The sequence below is a fragment of the Paraburkholderia sp. WS6 genome (assembly GCF_030464835.1).
Lineage (GTDB): Bacteria > Pseudomonadota > Gammaproteobacteria > Burkholderiales > Burkholderiaceae > Paraburkholderia > Paraburkholderia madseniana.
Window position 1 is genome coordinate 32,598 of record NZ_JALQCK010000048.1, and the last position, 15,987, is coordinate 48,584.

The window sequence follows — 15,987 nt, forward strand, 5'->3', positions numbered from 1 at the left end:
GTTGTCGGCAGATCTGTACGACGCCTGTTTGGGACAGCAGAAGCAGGAGTTCTGCGAAATGCTAACGCTTTATCGACGCGCGGGTCGGGATGGGATCGACACGGCGTGCGTCGATCCCAGCGGCGTCCCAACCGTTACCCGCCGGCAGCGGTGTGCCGTAGGATGATCCGCCCTCTTGCGCGAAGAAGACCGGTTCCCCGTCGCGGCCGCGGCGAATGATAGAGTTCACTTCCTCCACACCGAATGCATCCCGCAGGTCCGACACCCACGCGGTGATTTCGGGCATATCCGACTTTTGTCGATGGGTGGTCATAGGAGGAACCCTCGCGGGGACGGTTAAACCTGAAACGGAGTGCGATCCTTCCCGTCGATCCAGCGCGGGGGCCTACCTCGGCCGGACCACGTTTCGCCGCTGGATGGATCACGGTAGCGGATTTCCGCGCGCCTTCGACTCTTTCGCCGGGCGGCGTTGGCTAGGTCACTGAGACTAATGCTGTAGGCATTCATCTTTTCGAGAATACTTTTCACCACTGCCGACTTCTCGGCGTTCTTTGCTGCCTCGATCTGCTTTTCAAGAGTCGCGCGTTGTGCCAGCAGCGTCTCGTACGTCGAGTCTGTCATCTCTCAAATCTCCCCTTCATCCTTCAAATTGCAACTAGCTGGCCCATGGACAAGGCCGGGCCATTCTTTAGTTATTCCGTTTCGATGCGGGCACCGCTAACCGGGTAGACGGCGTCGCAAGAATATGCCGCCGGACCAGCCACAGCGACTTGCATTCAGGATGAACGCCAAAGGCAGTGCGACTTTTGGCCGACCGGCTGACAAACCCCGTCTTAACCGCCGCATTGAACGCCCGCGACGAAAGGAGCGCAAGCGCCAGATACGCCCCGCCGGCAATACCCATCCACAGCCAATAGTCCCCGCCTTGAAGCACAGCCGCGAGAAAACCAATTGCGGCAAAAAGCAGAATCTCTCTCAATGCATATGCGGTCATCTTCACTCCGCCGTTATGTTCGGTTTGCCAATGAGTTGTTTCCACCGTCGTTCATTGGAACCCTTAAGATGTCCTTGCCACCACATTGCGTCCTTAAACGATTGCCGGTTGTAGGGCGACTCGGGAAAGATGCCCGCGAGGCCACAAGATCGCCCCTCGGCAAATTCCGTTTCGCCTGTGTCCCGTTCGATCGATTCATGTTCCGCAAGAATGTCGAACTGGTGCGGGCTGTACACCTCCAGCAGACCGGCCCAATATTGGATAGAGGGCAGATGTGCGTACCCAGTTCGGACAGCACAGTTAATCCGGTCGACCAGAGTATTACGAAGATGCTCCGCTCGAGCGGCCTCAGGCCAGTCGTTTGTCAGGCGTGTGAAGCAATGCCTCCGATACGCGATTAACTGCGCAACCAGATCCGGGCGATAGTCGCTCAGAAATTGCATGACCTCGCCGTCAGATGCGCTGACCCTTGCGCCTTGCTGTGCGAGCTCCAACAGGACCTGAACGATCGAGCACGGATCAATCAGATCGAGTTCGCTCGTCACGCCATGAATCTCGCGATAGTGATCCGACGCGTTACCAAGACGACCAGAGAGCCACTTAACTGCCGGGAGGAAAGCTTCTTCCTGGCTCATTTCACGCGATGCTGAGTCGCGGATTCGCTGCATGAGTTCTTCACGCGTAGCGCCAGCCATCCACTGTTCCAGCGACTCCGGAGAGTTGATATCCTGGTCAACTTCAATGCTATCAGTGTCGTCGTGGGTGCAACATTCACGCATAGCCAAGATTCGTATAAAAGTTAGTAGTACTTTACATAAGTAAAGTTATCAACAACATTGGTAAGTTTTACGGTGTTGCGTCTTTCGGGCATCCATCGACGGCAGTTCAAGGCCCACGGTCAAATTGCGCGCAACAGAAACAGCGCGCCACGCTGCGCAACAGTCCACTGGTTTTTTCATCACGTTTGCACGTGAAGACCGCGAGCATTTTCAAACCTTACTACTAGATTTCGCAGGTGGAAAAAGCCCATGCCGACTGCGGCCACGATCACGGCCGAAAGCGGTTTGTGAAGCGTAACCAGAACAGCAGCGGGAACGACTGCAATAGCCGAATGGGTGGCAAACATTATTGCGTGCGGGTTCGGAATTTCGTATCCAGCGACAACTAACGAAGCCTTGTGCGATAAACCGGGGTCCATTGGCTCATCGACAAATTTGACGGCGTGGCTGCCGTCAGGTGTGTGCGCATCTTCTGGCGAAGGAGCGAATGTGAAGGAATTGAGAAACTCACTTTCGGCAACGCCAACCGGCGTACGGCTTTGCTCTTCCTCAGCCGTTTCCGGTGCAGACGGTAGGACCAGTACGCCGTTGACGGGGCGAGCAGGCTTGTCCCAGCGCGCGGTTCCCCACGGCTCCCCCGAAAAATGGTGCTTGGAGAACGCCTCTAAAAGCGCCAGGTAGTCTTGCCCGTGCTGGCGTGCAATCCCGTGTATTCGCTCATTGTCTTTGTTGCCCTGCTTATAGACCGACGGATCATCTGAGAACGTAAAGTACCAGTCATGACGATCTAGGTTATGGTAGTACTTCTCAATGTTCATCGATGGATAGACGTCAACCTCGGCGTCAATGTGGTCCTCGGTGGCAATGTGATCAAGATCGCGCAACTCCAGCGATTCGACATTTTCGCCAGAAAGATCGATAACCGCGCCCACTTCCGGTGCGTCGCCGTCAACCACAACAAAGTGGCCTTCGCCAGTCTCTTCGTTGTAGTCGGTCAAGTAAGCATCGACTATCGCCTCGCCCAGCAGTTCGGTCATAGTTTGGCGATCAGGGACCTCGCCCGTCACGACGCGAAACGTTGCACGGTCGCTTCCTGCACCTGGAAGCAGATGGCTTGGCAGATCAGGTGCGGGAGCACTTGTCGCGGCAGTAATAGCAATTTCAAGTTTCATCAAAGGTTGTCCTCGTCATTGAACCTACACTAACGATGCGCAATGTATGCACCGCATGTACCGCGAATCAACGTTGACGACGTCGTCCGCTGGCTAGGCAACACCGCGTGTTCCTTGAAACGCGTCGCCTGAAAGCGACGCGTTTCCATTCATCAATGGCCAGATTGCTGCAAAAATGTCACGACCATTGCGATCGCGATCGCTATAAATGCAAGCCAGGTCCAGAAGCCGTTTTTCTTTGCTACAGACTTGCCAAACCGCTTCAGTGCAGACGGCTTGTCGTCGTTATTCTGCTGAGTCATTCGATGCCTCCTTTTGGCATTTACCGCTGGTTACACAAGCGTCCCAAATGGCGACGCGTTTTTCAAAATCTGCATGGCGGGACTGCTCGACAGCTGCCGGCGTCGTGTCTGCTCCCGTCAGCGTCACAATCGCCCTGACCAGCGCGTCGCGCTCGGCGTCCGCTGTCTTATCGCCACGATAGGCGATGAGGATCTCGCCTTGGATATCCGGTTTGAAGTCGACTCGCCAGACATCAAGCACCGTGTAGGCGCTGAGATCAAGATCTGGCAGCTCCACCGGAGTGAGCGCTGCCCTTTCTGGTCCTGGTAAGTTTTCAATCGCGTCCGGAATTCCTGAATTGAGCATTACTTGCGCACCGTCGCCCACACCCAGCACATGGGCAGGAATCAGCAACGAACCGATGGAGAGAGCGCCCCCGATGAACTTTCGTACGCTAGTGCGGCCTGACAGCGACCGCGGGTCACCCGCACGCATCACATGACGTTGATAGAACTCTGACTGAGCACGGGCGAAGGCGCTGTAGCCTGTAGCGGGAAGCGTAGCGGAGAAGCGAACGTGAAACCAGTACCGATCGTTGCTCACCAATCGCGTATCAGTGCCTTCGAGCGCGGTCTCAACACCCTCGGTGACCGGGTTGTCGCTAACGCCCTGAAATACGTTCGGGCTGCCGCGGTAGCGCTTTCCGTCTAGCGTGATGTCGTATGAAGTTCTGTGATGGGTAAGCGACTCCATCGACGACTCCAGCGCAGAACGGTCGCCAGACCACACATCGAGCGGGCGGACGACGATGACGTGTGCTCTGTCCGTGTCGAACTCGACCGGAGCGGCAATAGCCTGGCACGCTCCGCATAGCAGGACAGCGGAAATCAGCTCGATCAAAGGTAGTCTCATCTTCAAACCCCCGGCTCCTTGATATTCAACGTGCGCTTGAGCGTGTCGCAGGTCGCCGCCTGCATCGCGAACGCGCCAATACTGTCCTTCATTTTCTGATTGTCGGGCTGAAGCCGATCAAGCTGTTGCTGAGCCTCGGCGAGTTTCCGAGCGTTTGTGTCTCCTTCCTTTTTCAACCGACGAAGCTCTGCCTCGTTCTTCGCAAGCTCATCCGACTGGCGCTTGTAATCCTTCTCGAGCGCGTGCTTACCGACATACAGCAGCGATGCGAAGCAAGCTGTACCAATGAAGGCGACCAGACTGACTGACACAAGAGCTTTGGTCAGGATTTCTTTTCCGTTTTTCATGGTTTCTATTGCGAACTGGAAGGATAGGTTGGCAGGACGGAATTCGTGCTCTTCTGTGAGCTACCTTTTCCGGCTCCCTGCATCACCGGTTGGTAGTTCTTGCTCATATCGCCGCTGCTGGGCATGTATTGCTGAGCCTGCTGCACGATCTGTTGTTCAAACGCGCGGAAGTCAATCTTCCTGAAATCGATCTTGGTGATCTGTTGAGGCGTCAGTCCCTTACAGTCCGCGAGAGGTAGACCAAGCTGGGTCTTGCCCTGAATATTGATGGTTTCGGACAACAGTGAATTGAAGGAGCAGAAGTTATCGACGTGCTGTATGCACGAGCCGAGCGCGGTTTTCGAGCATGTTTCGTCGATGAAAGTGCTCAGATTTTCGCCTCTGTGAAGCGCGAGTAACTGTTCTGCCTGCGAGCAGTTCATCAGGTTCTCAATGATCTGGATGGCAACCATCGCGGCGAAGACATATGGGTTGAAGGCAAGATAGCCGTCTGCCCCACTCATCAGTTCGATATTCCCGCCGAGGACCCCTGCGGACATGGTGCCCGTCCCAACCGTGAACCCGTAGGCTCCGACCGACAGACCTCCAGCAGCAAGCGCTGTCCCTCCCGTGCTCGCTGCAGTCGAGGCGATCTGAAATGCACCATCTCCAAACAGGCCCGCCTGGTACATGAAGTCAAACACGTAGGGCGATGCCATATCTATGGCCTTCTCGCCAACGTATTTGACAACAGACATCGTGGCGCCCAGGGCGATGTTCGCGATCACCGAATTCGATTGGGCACCCGGAGAACTTTTGCAGCAATTCTGGATGCCGCCGTAGCCCTTCCGGCACGATTCCGCAACTCCTGAAAATAGTGTCTGGCCGTTCGTGTAGTTCTGCCCCTCGCCGAGTGCTTCAAGGCCGACCGCGGCATAGACGAATGAGTTGTTCTGGTTCGCGGGCGCTGTGAACTGCGATGTATCGAACAGTCCGTTAGAACACTGCATTTGTGACGATACCTGCTGTGCCTGCGTCTGACATTGGTACGTGTACGTCCACTCGTCGCACTCGCCTGTCTCGGCGATCGTGTCGTTGCAAACGCTGGAGAGGACGCCGCATGCCGGGTTGCTCTGATACTGGCCGCACGTGTTCGTTGTTGCCCCTGGGCACGCGTACTGGTAGGTGTACTGCCAGCAGCTATAGGGGACCTGCTGGGCGCCTGTCGGCAGCGATGCGTTATCGAGACATACCTGCACGCCATTGGCCATCGTCTTGCAGGGAGTTGCATCGACGCAGGTTTGCGACCCCGGAATCTGGGTGCAGGCCGCCTGACCATATCCAGTCTCCGCATGGGCGAGAAGAATGGTAAGCGCAACTAGCACTAGGCGGCGAAAATCAAGACGTCTCAACATGGCTGGCTCTCCATCATTGCGATGGCGTCGGCAGCGCTGCACCACCCGTGAGCGGGCCGCAGTTGTCCGTCCAGTTATACGTAAAGGTTTTCGCGACGCAATTGGAGCCGCTCAGAGTTGCACCGGTGGGACAAACATAGCCTTGCCCGGTGCTGTACCACTCGGTTGCGATTCCAGTGTCTGTATAGTGGTTAAAGCCTGCATCGGCGAACGCCTCCTTGAAGCAGTTCAACGGGGTACCCGCCCCGGCACAGTGGGATGGATTGCCGCCGCTATAGGAGTTTACCCAGTCTTGCCACTCGTGGTCATAGCCGTCCCACCCATCCTTTTCCGCGTGGCCATAGGCGTCTACGGAATCCTTCTGGAATATGATCAAACCGTCGTACGTATCACCGGTATGCAAATTCTTACTGTCGGCTGCAACGATCAGGCAACCCATCGTTGTTCCTCCACCGGAATAGAGGGTAATCCACGGCGACACACAACCGACCTGCCCGAGGGTTGCCGGAGTATTCGCGGCACTTGCGTTGACATTCAACTGCTGTGTGCACCCGTCTGATTCCGCGTCCCTTGAGACAATGCAGGTGTTGTTGGCGTACTGGGCAGGCTGTGTCACTACTGCCTGTGACTTGCAGGTTTGCTGCATCACGCCAGAAGCATTCGTCCCGAGGTTGCTGATCGGGTTGAATATGTTGTCGTTCGACGTTTCCTGATCGGCAAACCCGAACTGGGACTGGCCGGCGCCATAGCTACCTGCGCAATTGGATGCCGATCCCTGTGTGGTCCCGGTATTTCCCAGAATTGATTTTTCACCAGTCGTAGGCTGCATGCACTGGTTGTTCAGGAAATTCACGGCCGCGCAGTACTGGTTCTGATACGGGTCAGCGCCCGGCACATAGTTCGCGCAATCGGTCATCGCCTGATTTCCCATCTGGGTGAGACTGCTTGATTTCGCTGTGCTGAGAAGCGTCGAACTCGTGTTGGGCGAAGAAAACCCGCCTAGCCCTGTTGGGACTGAGGTCGGCGTACCCGATTGACTACCCCAAGCCGACGCGTTGACGCCTGACGGATTCACGATCTGCGATGGCGAACTCGGCGCGATCGAATTCGCGAACGACTGACCTGCGGCGACGTTCGCCGCGTTCTGTGCGCAAACTACGTGCGCGAACAACGTCACGATGAGCGGGAGCGCGCGTTTCACTGATGAACTCCCTTCCCTTGCGTGGCAAATGCATCAGAGGCGGGACGCAGAGCCCGCTCACGCGCAGCAAAGGCGTCAGGAGTCAAACTGCCTTGTGCGACCGCCTGCTGAATCGCAGCTGTCACTTCGGGAGTATCGACGGGGCGTGTGCCCCCGGGGCACATCGCATCGACGGGCAGAAGCACGTCCGGTTTTCCCGGGCACATACGCAGCGGCGGACCGCCATCTTCACAGATATTCAGTTGTCCGCCCATGTCTTTCCATGCCTTGTGTGTAGCAGGCTGTCCAATCATGAAGACAACACGGCCACACCGAGGTTGATTCTGGAACCTCGTGATCCGCTCCGCGTAAATCGCGAGTGGAGCATCGCTGCCCGTACGTTGCTGCACGATCCTGATCGCGTTCTGGAAAGTGGGAATGTCTGGTAGCGGAGCACTTGCCGTCCCATCGACAACAGCGTGACTAAAGACATTCAGAAGATCCTCTGCAGACGCAGATGCGATGCCGAAGATTGCGAACAGTCCTGAGAAGACACTGGCCGTGCAAACCTTGATCGCCACAACCCGAACGGGACCTCGCGGTGAACGCCCGTCGTGAGTGTCGCGGATTTGATGGTGGGTTTGCTTTGTTTTATCGTACATGCTGTTGTTCGCACGGGTTTGACCGGTGAATTATAATCAGTTCACGGATGGACTCCAATTATTATTTATTCCATACGCCTATGGATAACGACCGCCGATCCTGCGATGTATTTCCGCTTTGAGACAAGCGGATGAGTCGGCTTGACCATGGTGATAGACCTTTCGAACGACGTCGGCTTATCGCGGTCGATGACTGTCTCCTACCTACAGACGGATGAACCTCATGAGTGCGCAATACGCAGCACACGAAAAGCTGTTCGCATCCCTACCTGGACTCGCGGAAATTGATGCGCAAATTGCCGCGATGACTAACAAGGCTGAGCGCCGCTCGATCATGCTGATCGATGAAGGATCGAGCGACAAGGCCCCAGTAGAACGCCTGATACGAAGTCTTTATACATGGGCCATTGTCTACAGGTGTTCCGACATACATATCTCAGGGCGAGGTTTACGCAATCGTCCTCATATATTTGTGAACATTCGTACGCCGGATGGCTTCAGGAATTTCCGCCTTCGCTATGAGACGGATGACGCTGCTTCACGATGGGAAACCAAGCTGTTCGAACTAGCGGGAACACCACAGGGGGCAACCACCCCTGATATCGAGTCGACGCGATTCGACTTGTCTCTTCCCGATCATTTTTCGGCACTTCATGGTCTGAAGTTGTTCGAAGACGAGATGACGTACAACGTTGATGTCCGCGTTGAATATACGAAGACCTACAACGGCTTCGCTTTCATCACGCGATTGCTCGATGCACAGCGTGCGCCGCAGCTGGACGACATCGGAATCTCATATGTACTGATGAAGGAGATCCTGGTTGCGCTCCATCTGCCGAGCGGCTTGATTCTTACTACGGGGCCGACCGGATCGGGCAAGACGACGCTGCAAAACGCGATGCTTTGTGTACGCAATGACGGAAGTTCAGCGATCCATACGGTCGAGGATCCCGTCGAAATCGCACTGCGGGGCATCGGTCCAATCAAACAGGTTCAGATCGGCGGCAACATCACATACCCCCGGGCGCTCAGGTCTGCGCTTCGCAGCGATCCGGACATCATCCAGATCGGCGAAATACGCGACCTGGAAACTCTCGATATTGCTCTTCAGGCCGCGTCGACGGGACACATTGTTCTCGCCACCCTTCACACCAACAGCGCGGCGGAGGCTGTGACCCGCATGCTCGACATGACACCGCCAGAAGACCGCGCCAACTATGCCTACAAAATCGCCGCAGCGCTCAAGCTTGTACTCGCCCAACGGCTGTTGAGTCGATATGACGGCGAGGTTGAAACGCGGAAGATCACGAGTGGGGAGCGTGACTGGATCAGAACGAACGGAATCGACTTGTGCGGCGAGGTCGCGGAGGTGGTGCCCAACGGAAAGTCTGCGGGCAAGGTTCCGGTCATCGAGGGAATTGTCGTCACCCCGGATATTCAGCGTTTGATCAAGGAGCCGAATGTGGACGTGTCACATATCTACAAAGTGGCGTGCGAGCAATTATCGTTTGAGCCGCTTGCAGTTGGTGGGGTGAGAGCGGTGCAAAGTCACGGTGCAACTTTGCCCGAGACTATGTCGAGAGTAGAGGGAAACCCCGACGCGGAACGGCACCCGGGTCTGCGGGTCAGGCTCGCAAAGGAACATGCGCTCAGCTTCCAGGCAGTGTCGGATGCAATTGATGCACACAGCCGCGCGCGTGACAACGGAGAGAACGTCGAACTGTCATCGTTTATCGAACAGGCAAAGGTTGGCACCCTAATCAAATTCCTTCAAGAGGAGGCCGCTTGAGATGAAACGACGTCATTTGCTGCTCGCCATGCTGACGGTCATTGCACCGCCCACTGCTTTCGCTAAGGTCCCGCAAGGGATGGACGAGCTTAAGCCTTACCTCCAGGTCAAGCCTGTCGCCGGAGATGAGGAAACGGTGCGGGTCTTCTTCTCGCCCGCCTGTCCTTTCTCACGGTCTTACTTTCAGTTCTTCAAAAATCTGGAGGCGACGTTGCCGGCGGGCAAGGCCTTCATTTTCACGCCGTTGGTCAACAAAGGGGACGGCCTTGAATTCGCACTCAGCTTCCTCGCGGTCCAGAAATACTATCCGGCCTACGTGCATAACTTTATGGAAGCATCGTTCATCGGGGTGCAGGATAAAAGCATTGCGACCCGAAACTGGGCGGGTATCGACCGTATAGGACAGGCGGCGCACGTCCCTGTTTCTGTTCCTCTGCTGGTACATCAGCACGCCGATGCACTGCGGGTGAATCTCGAAACGTTGCTTGTCACGCAGAAGGGTCTTGAAGTCACCAACACGCCGGCCGTCACAGTCGCAGGCACGTACATCGTAACGCCCGAATTCACACAGGGAGACGCGCAGATGTTCAGCCAGCTCGTGAACGGCATTATTTCTATGGCACGTTGAACGGCACAATTGCGCGTCTTTGGATGGATGGACATGACGAGTCGGTCATCCAGGACCACTCCTCACCAATTCTTACAAAGCTTTCGTTTGTCGTCGCGCCTATCGGTTAAAATCGGCACTTTCGAACCGAGAGAGCGCGGCGACGAACATTGCTGCATAAGCCGTAGCGGCTTATGCAGCAATGTTGTATTGAACGACTCCCAAGAACACTCAGCCAGGCGCCGCCGCCGACTCAGTCCCTGTTTTTGCAACGCCGGCCTACCGCCCTTATGCGATATCTCGCCCATGCTGACTGACGAACAGAGAAAACTGGCAAAGAAAGGCCTCGACAGAGGACTCATGGACACCGTTATTGCCGAGATGATTGGTGCCAAACATATCGACGTCTACAAGTACCGTCACGAGCTAGGCATCACCAAAGACGACATCCTCAACACCCGATACGACCAGTGGGTTCGACTTCTTACTTCTGGCAGGAGCCTCGAGGCGATCGCCAAGATTTACAACGTCAAGCCAGACACGATCCTGAGCACCCTCTACCGAAAGCGCGCCTTTTCCTATGTTGAGGTCAAAAAGAAGGCCGAGCGGGCTCGTGCCGTGCAGTTCCGCCGCGCAATGGGCATTACCGAGAAGCAGACACGCGAGGAACGGCTCGTTGCCTGGATGAAGTTGACCAAGGAAGGTGTCGACGTCGAAACGATTGCGGCGATGTATAAACTGGCACCAGCCACGGTACGCAATGCGCTAAGGGCTCACATGGATCTGCAGCCCGATCGCGAGGATGGAGGGGTATTTGACTGGTAAGGGTTCCCCGGGACACGTCGGAAAGTAGAAAGGCCGTTTTCGCATGCGAAAACGGCCCTCTACATTGCGCCACGGAAATGTGAACTTAGAATCCCGTGCCGCTCTTCATCCCGAAGCCATTCTTCGGGCCCGGCAGTCCGAGGCCCACCCCGGAACTGGTCGAGATCGCAGAACGGCGTCGCGAACGTACCCTCTTCATCCGCAACTCATCGCCAGCCGGCGAAAGACCAGTTCGTGCCCCTGGCCGCGCTACGCCGAGGAGAGCTTGAAGCGCTTTCATGATCCTCATCGTATCCCCCGAAAGTATCGTTCCTGTTATCCCAACGTACCACAGTTCCCGAATACCGGTCAAACGACAACGCCAGCCTTTGGACAGGCATCCCGTTTGTATCACCTTCGCACGAATTTCGAAGGCGTGGGTTTCGGCGAAGGCGCAGGCTCCTGCCCAGGGAGCGGTTTGTTCGGGTCGCCCATTCCAGTCATCGATGCTGTTCCCGCTTTTCGAGCGAGATCGGCCGCGTTGTTGTTGACCAGATTGACCGTTCTGCGGATTGTCCCCGGCCCCTCCTCCGTCAGACCCGCATACTCCGCGTACCGGTCTGCACCCTTGATCGCGTTGCCCATAGCGGCGCTTCCGTGCGTTAGCCCACCTTCCACCTTGGCCCTGACATCTTCCCCCAGATCCGATTGAGGAGCCGAAACGGGCGTGGCGGCCGGTCCCGGATGCGCGACATTAGGCCTCGCCGGAGGTGCCCCGTCGCCTTGGGGGGCCCGCGATTGCGGCAGTACCCCACCTGGCGTGGCGGCCGGTCCCGGGTGCGCGACATGAGGCCTCGCCGGAGGTACCCCGCCGCCTTGGGGCGCCCGCGATTGCGGCAGTACCCCACCCTGCGGCCCAAATCCAGGCAAGCCGGTAGCATTCGAAGGCGAATCAATATGCATGTTTTTGGGCTGTGGAACATCGCGTTCCACGCCTCCATGGAACATCGCGCTGCCTTCCTTCGCGAGATATTCCAGCCCCTGCTTGCGATCTGCCGCGCTCGCGCCGCTATCGTGTGCCAACAGGTAAGCCGCACGGTGCCGGTTGACCATGTCCTGCGTGGCTGGCGAGGACACAATACTGTCGGTCGCGCCGGATTTCGCCTCCTCTTCTGCAAGGCCGAGATATTTCGAGAACGCTGGATTTTGCTGAGCGAGCCGACCCTCCGTCATCTGGAAGGTCCGGTACTCTCCATTGGTCTGACTCTGCCGGACAATCTGATCCGCGTGAAGGCTTCCCGCCATGTCCACAAACGAATCAGAGTCGCGAACCGCCTGCGCAGCGATATCGCTCGTCGATTGGACCTGGGAAATCGTCTTCTGGTACGACTGCTGACGATCCAGTGCCTTCGTCAGATCGCTGGACGCCTGCGTTCCGTGACTCGTGTTCGCCAGCTGCTGCATGGTCTTCGACAGCACACTCGCCATGGCTTGGGATTCACTCAGTGCCTCGTTCTTTCCGACTGACGTGGTTCGGGTGGCGCTGTCCTGCGTGCCGGCCTCGGTCGAAGTGCTCCCGCCGACACCCCAACCAACCCCGTCGGTGCCGACCCCCGCATGCGCAGTGGCCCCTATCCGCGATGTGTTGGAGTTAGCCCTCGCGTCAGACGTGTTGGCGCCCCGGTGCTCGTCGTTCCCCGCTCGATGTTCATCGGCCCAGTTCCTGGCCAGCGCAGTAGCAACCACACTGTCGTTCGTGAAGCGGGAAAAGTCCCCCGTACTGTTAGCCCGACGAAAATCGCGCAGATCCTGCTCACCCTGGGTTATCGACTGGCTGCGTTGATCCGCCTGACTCAACGTCTGTGACACCTCACGTGCGCTGTTGCCGTAGCTGACGCTCGATGCCGCAGCTTCGATCCCCCCGTTGTACATCAAGCGTCCCATTCCGTCGCCATACTGCGTTCCCATGGCAACCTGACTTTGCTGGAACATCGGCGCTGTGCTTTCCGGTCGCGGCGCCAGGTTCTCGGCAACCTCCGTGCTCTTCGGGGAGATACTCGATCCCACGTTCGTCATTGCGGACGACTCGCCGAGTCCGAAAATAACGCTCATCAGCACTGGAAGGCTCGCCATGATGTGCGAGCCCGTACCGATCTGCAGACTGAGTTCCTTGTACGCTGCAAACGTCACTGCATGGGATAGCCAGCCACCCTGGCGCAACTCGTTCAGAAAATTCGCGTAGCTGATACAGATCATTCCGTTGACCAGTTCCGCACCAACGTTCACGACGAGCAGTGGCCACACGATGATATGTGCCGCACTCTTGATCGTCTTGCCCGCGCCGATTCCTGCGAACATCATGAACATCACGATCACCGGGCCAAGCCCGATGATCAGCGCGATCAGGTAATTACCGAAACTCCCGGCATAGCGCAACATCGGCACCTCGCTCGCAGCCTCCTGAAGGTTGTTACGCTCGACTTCGGATGCCTGCAAAGCCGTCGACTGACACTGGGTCAGCGAGTCGCCACTGGCCCGCAGACAGGAAATGTCGTTCTCGACCATCTCCGAAAACAGCATGTTCATGAACTCAGCTTCACTCTGAGCGGTGCCGCCCGTAAACGTGCTTCCTAGTGTGTTTGCGACGGAAATCGCATTGAATTGACCGGCAACCGTCGAAAAACTGAAATCAGCGTTCGCCAAAGGCTGATCCATACCATTGACGGCGCCCTGCAGTACGCGCGGAAACTCGACAGACGTGAGTGCAGTCGAAATGTCATTCGCCACCTGCTGGGCCGCGTCGGCACAGGTTAGATAGTTATTCGCGCTAAGAGACACGTCATTGACCATGCCACTTGTATTCTGTGCCGCCTGATATAGCAATGCACCGATTGACGTAGGATTGACGCCATTAATCGCGATCGACTTCGCGGCAGTTGCACCCGAGTTGCCCGAGTTCATCACCTGGTTCTGGATGGCCGCGTAATTTACCCCCGCGTCCGGGCCAAGGCATGTCGAGACGACACTTTTGATCTCCGAATCGATGCCACCCAGCCGGTACATCGCTGTACGCGAACTGAGCAGTATCTTCATCGGATTCATGAACCCGTTCGCTGTCGACGAAATAACTGGATATTCCGCGTCAACGTTGCCGAATGCAGTCGAAACATACTGGTTCAGGTTCATCGACAGGACACTGCCAGCAGCAGGAATCGCCGAGATGACGAACGGGACATGGTCAACCTCCGACAGAGCACCGTTGACGGTCGCTTCGATCTGAACGGTTCCCTGCAGGCCCGGGTTCGTCAGGACGAATGCCGCCACAAACGGGACAAAGGCGCTCATGCCCCCGGTGGAAAGCGTCGAGATACCGGCCTGCGCTCCGCCCGAACTCTGGAACACGGCCCCAACGGACGTAGAGAGTAGACGCCACAGGGAAACTGCGAGTGCGAACGCCCAGATAAATACCGTCTGCTGGCAGATCATCGCGACGGCGTTAAGGATCGCGTAGAGCGTCGTCAGGTCGGCACTGGTCGAGTAGTAAGTTAGGGTAGGCATGCCTGTCTCCGCCCAGGATTATCGGTTGCTGGTACTCATGAGCCGCGCGTCGTCGTTCAACTCGCCAACGATCTTGTGCATCGAATCGGCTTCATTGCAGAAGTTCTGGTAGCGGAGATAGTCCGTACGCAATTGCTCGATGTTGTCCTTCTGGTCCTTGTCGAGATCGAAGCCAGTCGACGTCTGAATCAGATTCGCGCCCCTGTACAAAACCTCACCGATCTGCGCGGTGACACATTGCTCAATGAGTGGTTCGAGTCGCTGCGCAATCGCAGTCCGTGTGCCTGGGTTTGAGGTCTTTGACAGAAGCGCCATAAGGGGCGTGCCCATCTGATGAATGAACTGGATCTGTTGCGGCGTAAAACTCGTTGAGGTGCCTCCGTTAAACTCCCCAACGATAGAGCTCGAGGTGGCAATCTGACTCGGATCAGGACTACCAAAGAGCATTGTTCGCACGTATCCCTGGACCCCTTGATAGTTGAAGTCCCTCGTCTGCATGATCGTGCACGGCTGGTTGTCGATCCCACCAAACACACTGCCGCTCGGGTTCTGGCATTGGTAGAGCTGCAGCGCTGCGTTCGGATACGGAGAGCCAATACCACCGCCCTTAAAAATCGAGTCAAGGGTAATGAGCTTCGGCCCCGAACACATGACCTGCCCCACCGAATTGTTCGGTGGCGTGCTGGTGCTTGCCGGCGTTCCGTCCTGGTTCTGGCTGCTACACGGCACTCCGTTGATCTTGTAGCCGAGCAACGCATAGAGAAGCTGATTGTTCAGGCTGTTCGGGTCTGTCGGATTGTCGCTAGTCCCGTCGACATTCGTCAGCCCGGCCATCCCCATGATCGACGAGGCGCCGGAGCTGATGACCGTCTTGACTACCTGATTGCCTTGCTTGGGGCTATTCGACGACACGTTCTTCAGGTAGGAATTCGCCTGGCTAAGGTAACCCGTCAGCGATGCCATGCCATCTGTAAACGCGTTCGACTGCGTGCTCGAAACAGTGCCGTCGCCGTTGACTGCATTGGACAAGGCGTTCTCCGCCGGGTCGACGAGTAGGTGCGCAAGCTGACAGGAGTTCTTCGAGAGATTATTCATGTTCTGCAGCAGCGCCTGAAATTCGCTGAGCAGTGCATCGAGAGAAGGCGAAATCGCCTTGATCGCGGCCTTGAAAGCCAGGCCCGCAGCATTGGCTGCTACGTTCCGGAAGATCTGGATCAGTTGCGCGCCGTTAATGAATGAAAACGATCCACCGTAGAGGTCGATGCCTCCACAACCAGCATCGATGCGCGGCGGGTCGAAGGTGAGCAGGTGAACATTCTGGATCGGCGTGCGCATGGAGAACCCGCCCATGAACATGCCCACCCGATCCTGTGTACTCATGGTACTCGGGGCAGTCGAGTTGCTCATCACCATCGAGCCAAGATCGGCCAGAATGCCCGCAGTCGCGAACACCGGGGCGATCGCCAGAACGGCCGCAGCCAAAAGATGTTTTGCGCGCATCGGCGGT

The 15,987-nt window shown here is 56.8% G+C and carries 16 protein-coding genes; 3 read left to right on the forward strand and 13 right to left on the reverse strand.

The genetic code is table 11. The features are described 5' to 3' along the window. Nucleotides 1-61 precede the first annotated feature (61 nt). The 11 genes from M0D64_RS37590 to M0D64_RS37640 all read right to left on the reverse strand — a co-directional run bounded on the left by M0D64_RS37590 (nt 62) and on the right by M0D64_RS37640 (nt 7,722). Nucleotides 62-313 carry a hypothetical protein gene (locus M0D64_RS37590; protein ID WP_266241766.1) on the reverse strand — a complete coding sequence of 84 codons (252 nt, stop codon included), beginning with the start codon at nt 311-313 and terminating at the stop codon, nt 62-64. A gap of 23 nt (nt 314-336) precedes the next feature. Continuing rightward, nucleotides 337-621, reverse strand: coding sequence for an H-NS histone family protein (locus M0D64_RS37595; RefSeq protein WP_266241768.1), 285 nt, complete (start codon nt 619-621; stop codon nt 337-339). Between the two features lie 67 nt (nt 622-688). Next, nucleotides 689-1,000 (reverse strand): hypothetical protein, encoded by a 312-nt coding sequence (locus M0D64_RS37600; RefSeq protein ID WP_266261419.1) that lies wholly within the window; start codon nt 998-1,000, stop codon nt 689-691. Next, complete coding sequence (locus M0D64_RS37605; RefSeq protein WP_266261420.1) at nt 997-1,773, reverse strand: hypothetical protein; 777 nt, start codon at nt 1,771-1,773, stop codon at nt 997-999. The genes M0D64_RS37600 and M0D64_RS37605 overlap by 4 nt, the downstream gene beginning before the upstream one ends. 179 nt (nt 1,774-1,952) lie before the next feature. Next, nucleotides 1,953-2,945, reverse strand: coding sequence for a hypothetical protein (locus tag M0D64_RS37610; RefSeq protein WP_266241774.1), 993 nt, complete (start codon nt 2,943-2,945; stop codon nt 1,953-1,955). 152 nt (nt 2,946-3,097) lie between these two features. Beyond that, nucleotides 3,098-3,247 (reverse strand): hypothetical protein, encoded by a 150-nt coding sequence (locus M0D64_RS37615; protein ID WP_266241776.1) that lies wholly within the window; start codon nt 3,245-3,247, stop codon nt 3,098-3,100. Next, nucleotides 3,231-4,127, reverse strand: a complete 897-nt coding sequence (locus tag M0D64_RS37620; RefSeq protein WP_266261421.1) for a hypothetical protein — start codon at nt 4,125-4,127, stop codon at nt 3,231-3,233. The genes M0D64_RS37615 and M0D64_RS37620 overlap by 17 nt, the downstream gene beginning before the upstream one ends. 14 nt (nt 4,128-4,141) lie before the next feature. Then, nucleotides 4,142-4,486 (reverse strand): hypothetical protein, encoded by a 345-nt coding sequence (locus M0D64_RS37625; protein WP_266261422.1) that lies wholly within the window; start codon nt 4,484-4,486, stop codon nt 4,142-4,144. 5 nt (nt 4,487-4,491) lie between these two features. After that, the gene (traN, locus tag M0D64_RS37630; protein WP_266241781.1) at nt 4,492-5,880 is read right to left on the reverse strand and encodes a conjugal transfer protein TraN; all 1,389 of its coding nucleotides are present in this window, start codon (nt 5,878-5,880) and stop codon (nt 4,492-4,494) included. A 13-nt stretch (nt 5,881-5,893) separates the two neighbouring features. Further along, nucleotides 5,894-7,081 (reverse strand): hypothetical protein, encoded by a 1,188-nt coding sequence (locus M0D64_RS37635; protein WP_266261423.1) that lies wholly within the window; start codon nt 7,079-7,081, stop codon nt 5,894-5,896. Then, complete coding sequence (locus tag M0D64_RS37640) at nt 7,078-7,722, reverse strand: hypothetical protein (RefSeq protein WP_266241785.1); 645 nt, start codon at nt 7,720-7,722, stop codon at nt 7,078-7,080. Before M0D64_RS37640 ends, M0D64_RS37635 begins: the two co-directional genes overlap by 4 nt. Nucleotides 7,723-7,945: 223 nt before the next feature. On the opposite strand from M0D64_RS37640, the gene M0D64_RS37645 reads away from it, so the two are divergent. From M0D64_RS37645 to M0D64_RS37655, 3 genes are all read left to right on the forward strand, one after another. Beyond that, nucleotides 7,946-9,511 (forward strand): GspE/PulE family protein, encoded by a 1,566-nt coding sequence (locus tag M0D64_RS37645; protein ID WP_266241787.1) that lies wholly within the window; start codon nt 7,946-7,948, stop codon nt 9,509-9,511. Nucleotide 9,512: 1 nt separating this feature from the next. Then, a complete protein-coding gene (locus M0D64_RS37650) occupies nt 9,513-10,139 on the forward strand; it encodes a thiol-disulfide isomerase (RefSeq protein WP_266241789.1) in 627 nt (208 codons plus the stop codon). Nucleotides 10,140-10,424: 285 nt separating this feature from the next. Then, nucleotides 10,425-10,943, forward strand: coding sequence for a hypothetical protein (locus M0D64_RS37655; RefSeq protein ID WP_266261424.1), 519 nt, complete (start codon nt 10,425-10,427; stop codon nt 10,941-10,943). A 390-nt stretch (nt 10,944-11,333) separates the two neighbouring features. On the opposite strand, the gene M0D64_RS37660 is transcribed toward M0D64_RS37655, so the two are convergent. Together M0D64_RS37660 and M0D64_RS37665 are read right to left on the reverse strand one after the other, a co-directional pair. Continuing rightward, nucleotides 11,334-14,480 carry a type VI secretion protein gene (locus M0D64_RS37660; RefSeq protein WP_266261425.1) on the reverse strand — a complete coding sequence of 1,049 codons (3,147 nt, stop codon included), beginning with the start codon at nt 14,478-14,480 and terminating at the stop codon, nt 11,334-11,336. Nucleotides 14,481-14,498: 18 nt separating this feature from the next. Beyond that, nucleotides 14,499-15,980, reverse strand: coding sequence for a conjugal transfer protein TraH (locus M0D64_RS37665; protein WP_266241795.1), 1,482 nt, complete (start codon nt 15,978-15,980; stop codon nt 14,499-14,501). Between the last annotated feature and the right edge of the window lie 7 nt (nt 15,981-15,987).

Coding starts and splice junctions, on each gene's coding strand:
- M0D64_RS37590 (WP_266241766.1), bottom strand. CDS start 313: ATGACCACCCATCGACAAAAGTCGGATATGCCCGAAATCACCGCGTGG.
- M0D64_RS37645 (WP_266241787.1), top strand. CDS start 7,946: ATGAGTGCGCAATACGCAGCACACGAAAAGCTGTTCGCATCCCTACCT.
- M0D64_RS37605 (WP_266261420.1), bottom strand. CDS start 1,773: ATGCGTGAATGTTGCACCCACGACGACACTGATAGCATTGAAGTTGAC.
- M0D64_RS37655 (WP_266261424.1), top strand. CDS start 10,425: ATGCTGACTGACGAACAGAGAAAACTGGCAAAGAAAGGCCTCGACAGA.
- M0D64_RS37595 (WP_266241768.1), bottom strand. CDS start 621: ATGACAGACTCGACGTACGAGACGCTGCTGGCACAACGCGCGACTCTT.
- M0D64_RS37615 (WP_266241776.1), bottom strand. CDS start 3,247: ATGACTCAGCAGAATAACGACGACAAGCCGTCTGCACTGAAGCGGTTT.
- traN (WP_266241781.1), bottom strand. CDS start 5,880: ATGTTGAGACGTCTTGATTTTCGCCGCCTAGTGCTAGTTGCGCTTACC.
- M0D64_RS37665 (WP_266241795.1), bottom strand. CDS start 15,980: ATGCGCGCAAAACATCTTTTGGCTGCGGCCGTTCTGGCGATCGCCCCG.
- M0D64_RS37660 (WP_266261425.1), bottom strand. CDS start 14,480: ATGCCTACCCTAACTTACTACTCGACCAGTGCCGACCTGACGACGCTC.
- M0D64_RS37610 (WP_266241774.1), bottom strand. CDS start 2,945: ATGAAACTTGAAATTGCTATTACTGCCGCGACAAGTGCTCCCGCACCT.
- M0D64_RS37640 (WP_266241785.1), bottom strand. CDS start 7,722: ATGTACGATAAAACAAAGCAAACCCACCATCAAATCCGCGACACTCAC.
- M0D64_RS37650 (WP_266241789.1), top strand. CDS start 9,513: ATGAAACGACGTCATTTGCTGCTCGCCATGCTGACGGTCATTGCACCG.
- M0D64_RS37625 (WP_266261422.1), bottom strand. CDS start 4,486: ATGAAAAACGGAAAAGAAATCCTGACCAAAGCTCTTGTGTCAGTCAGT.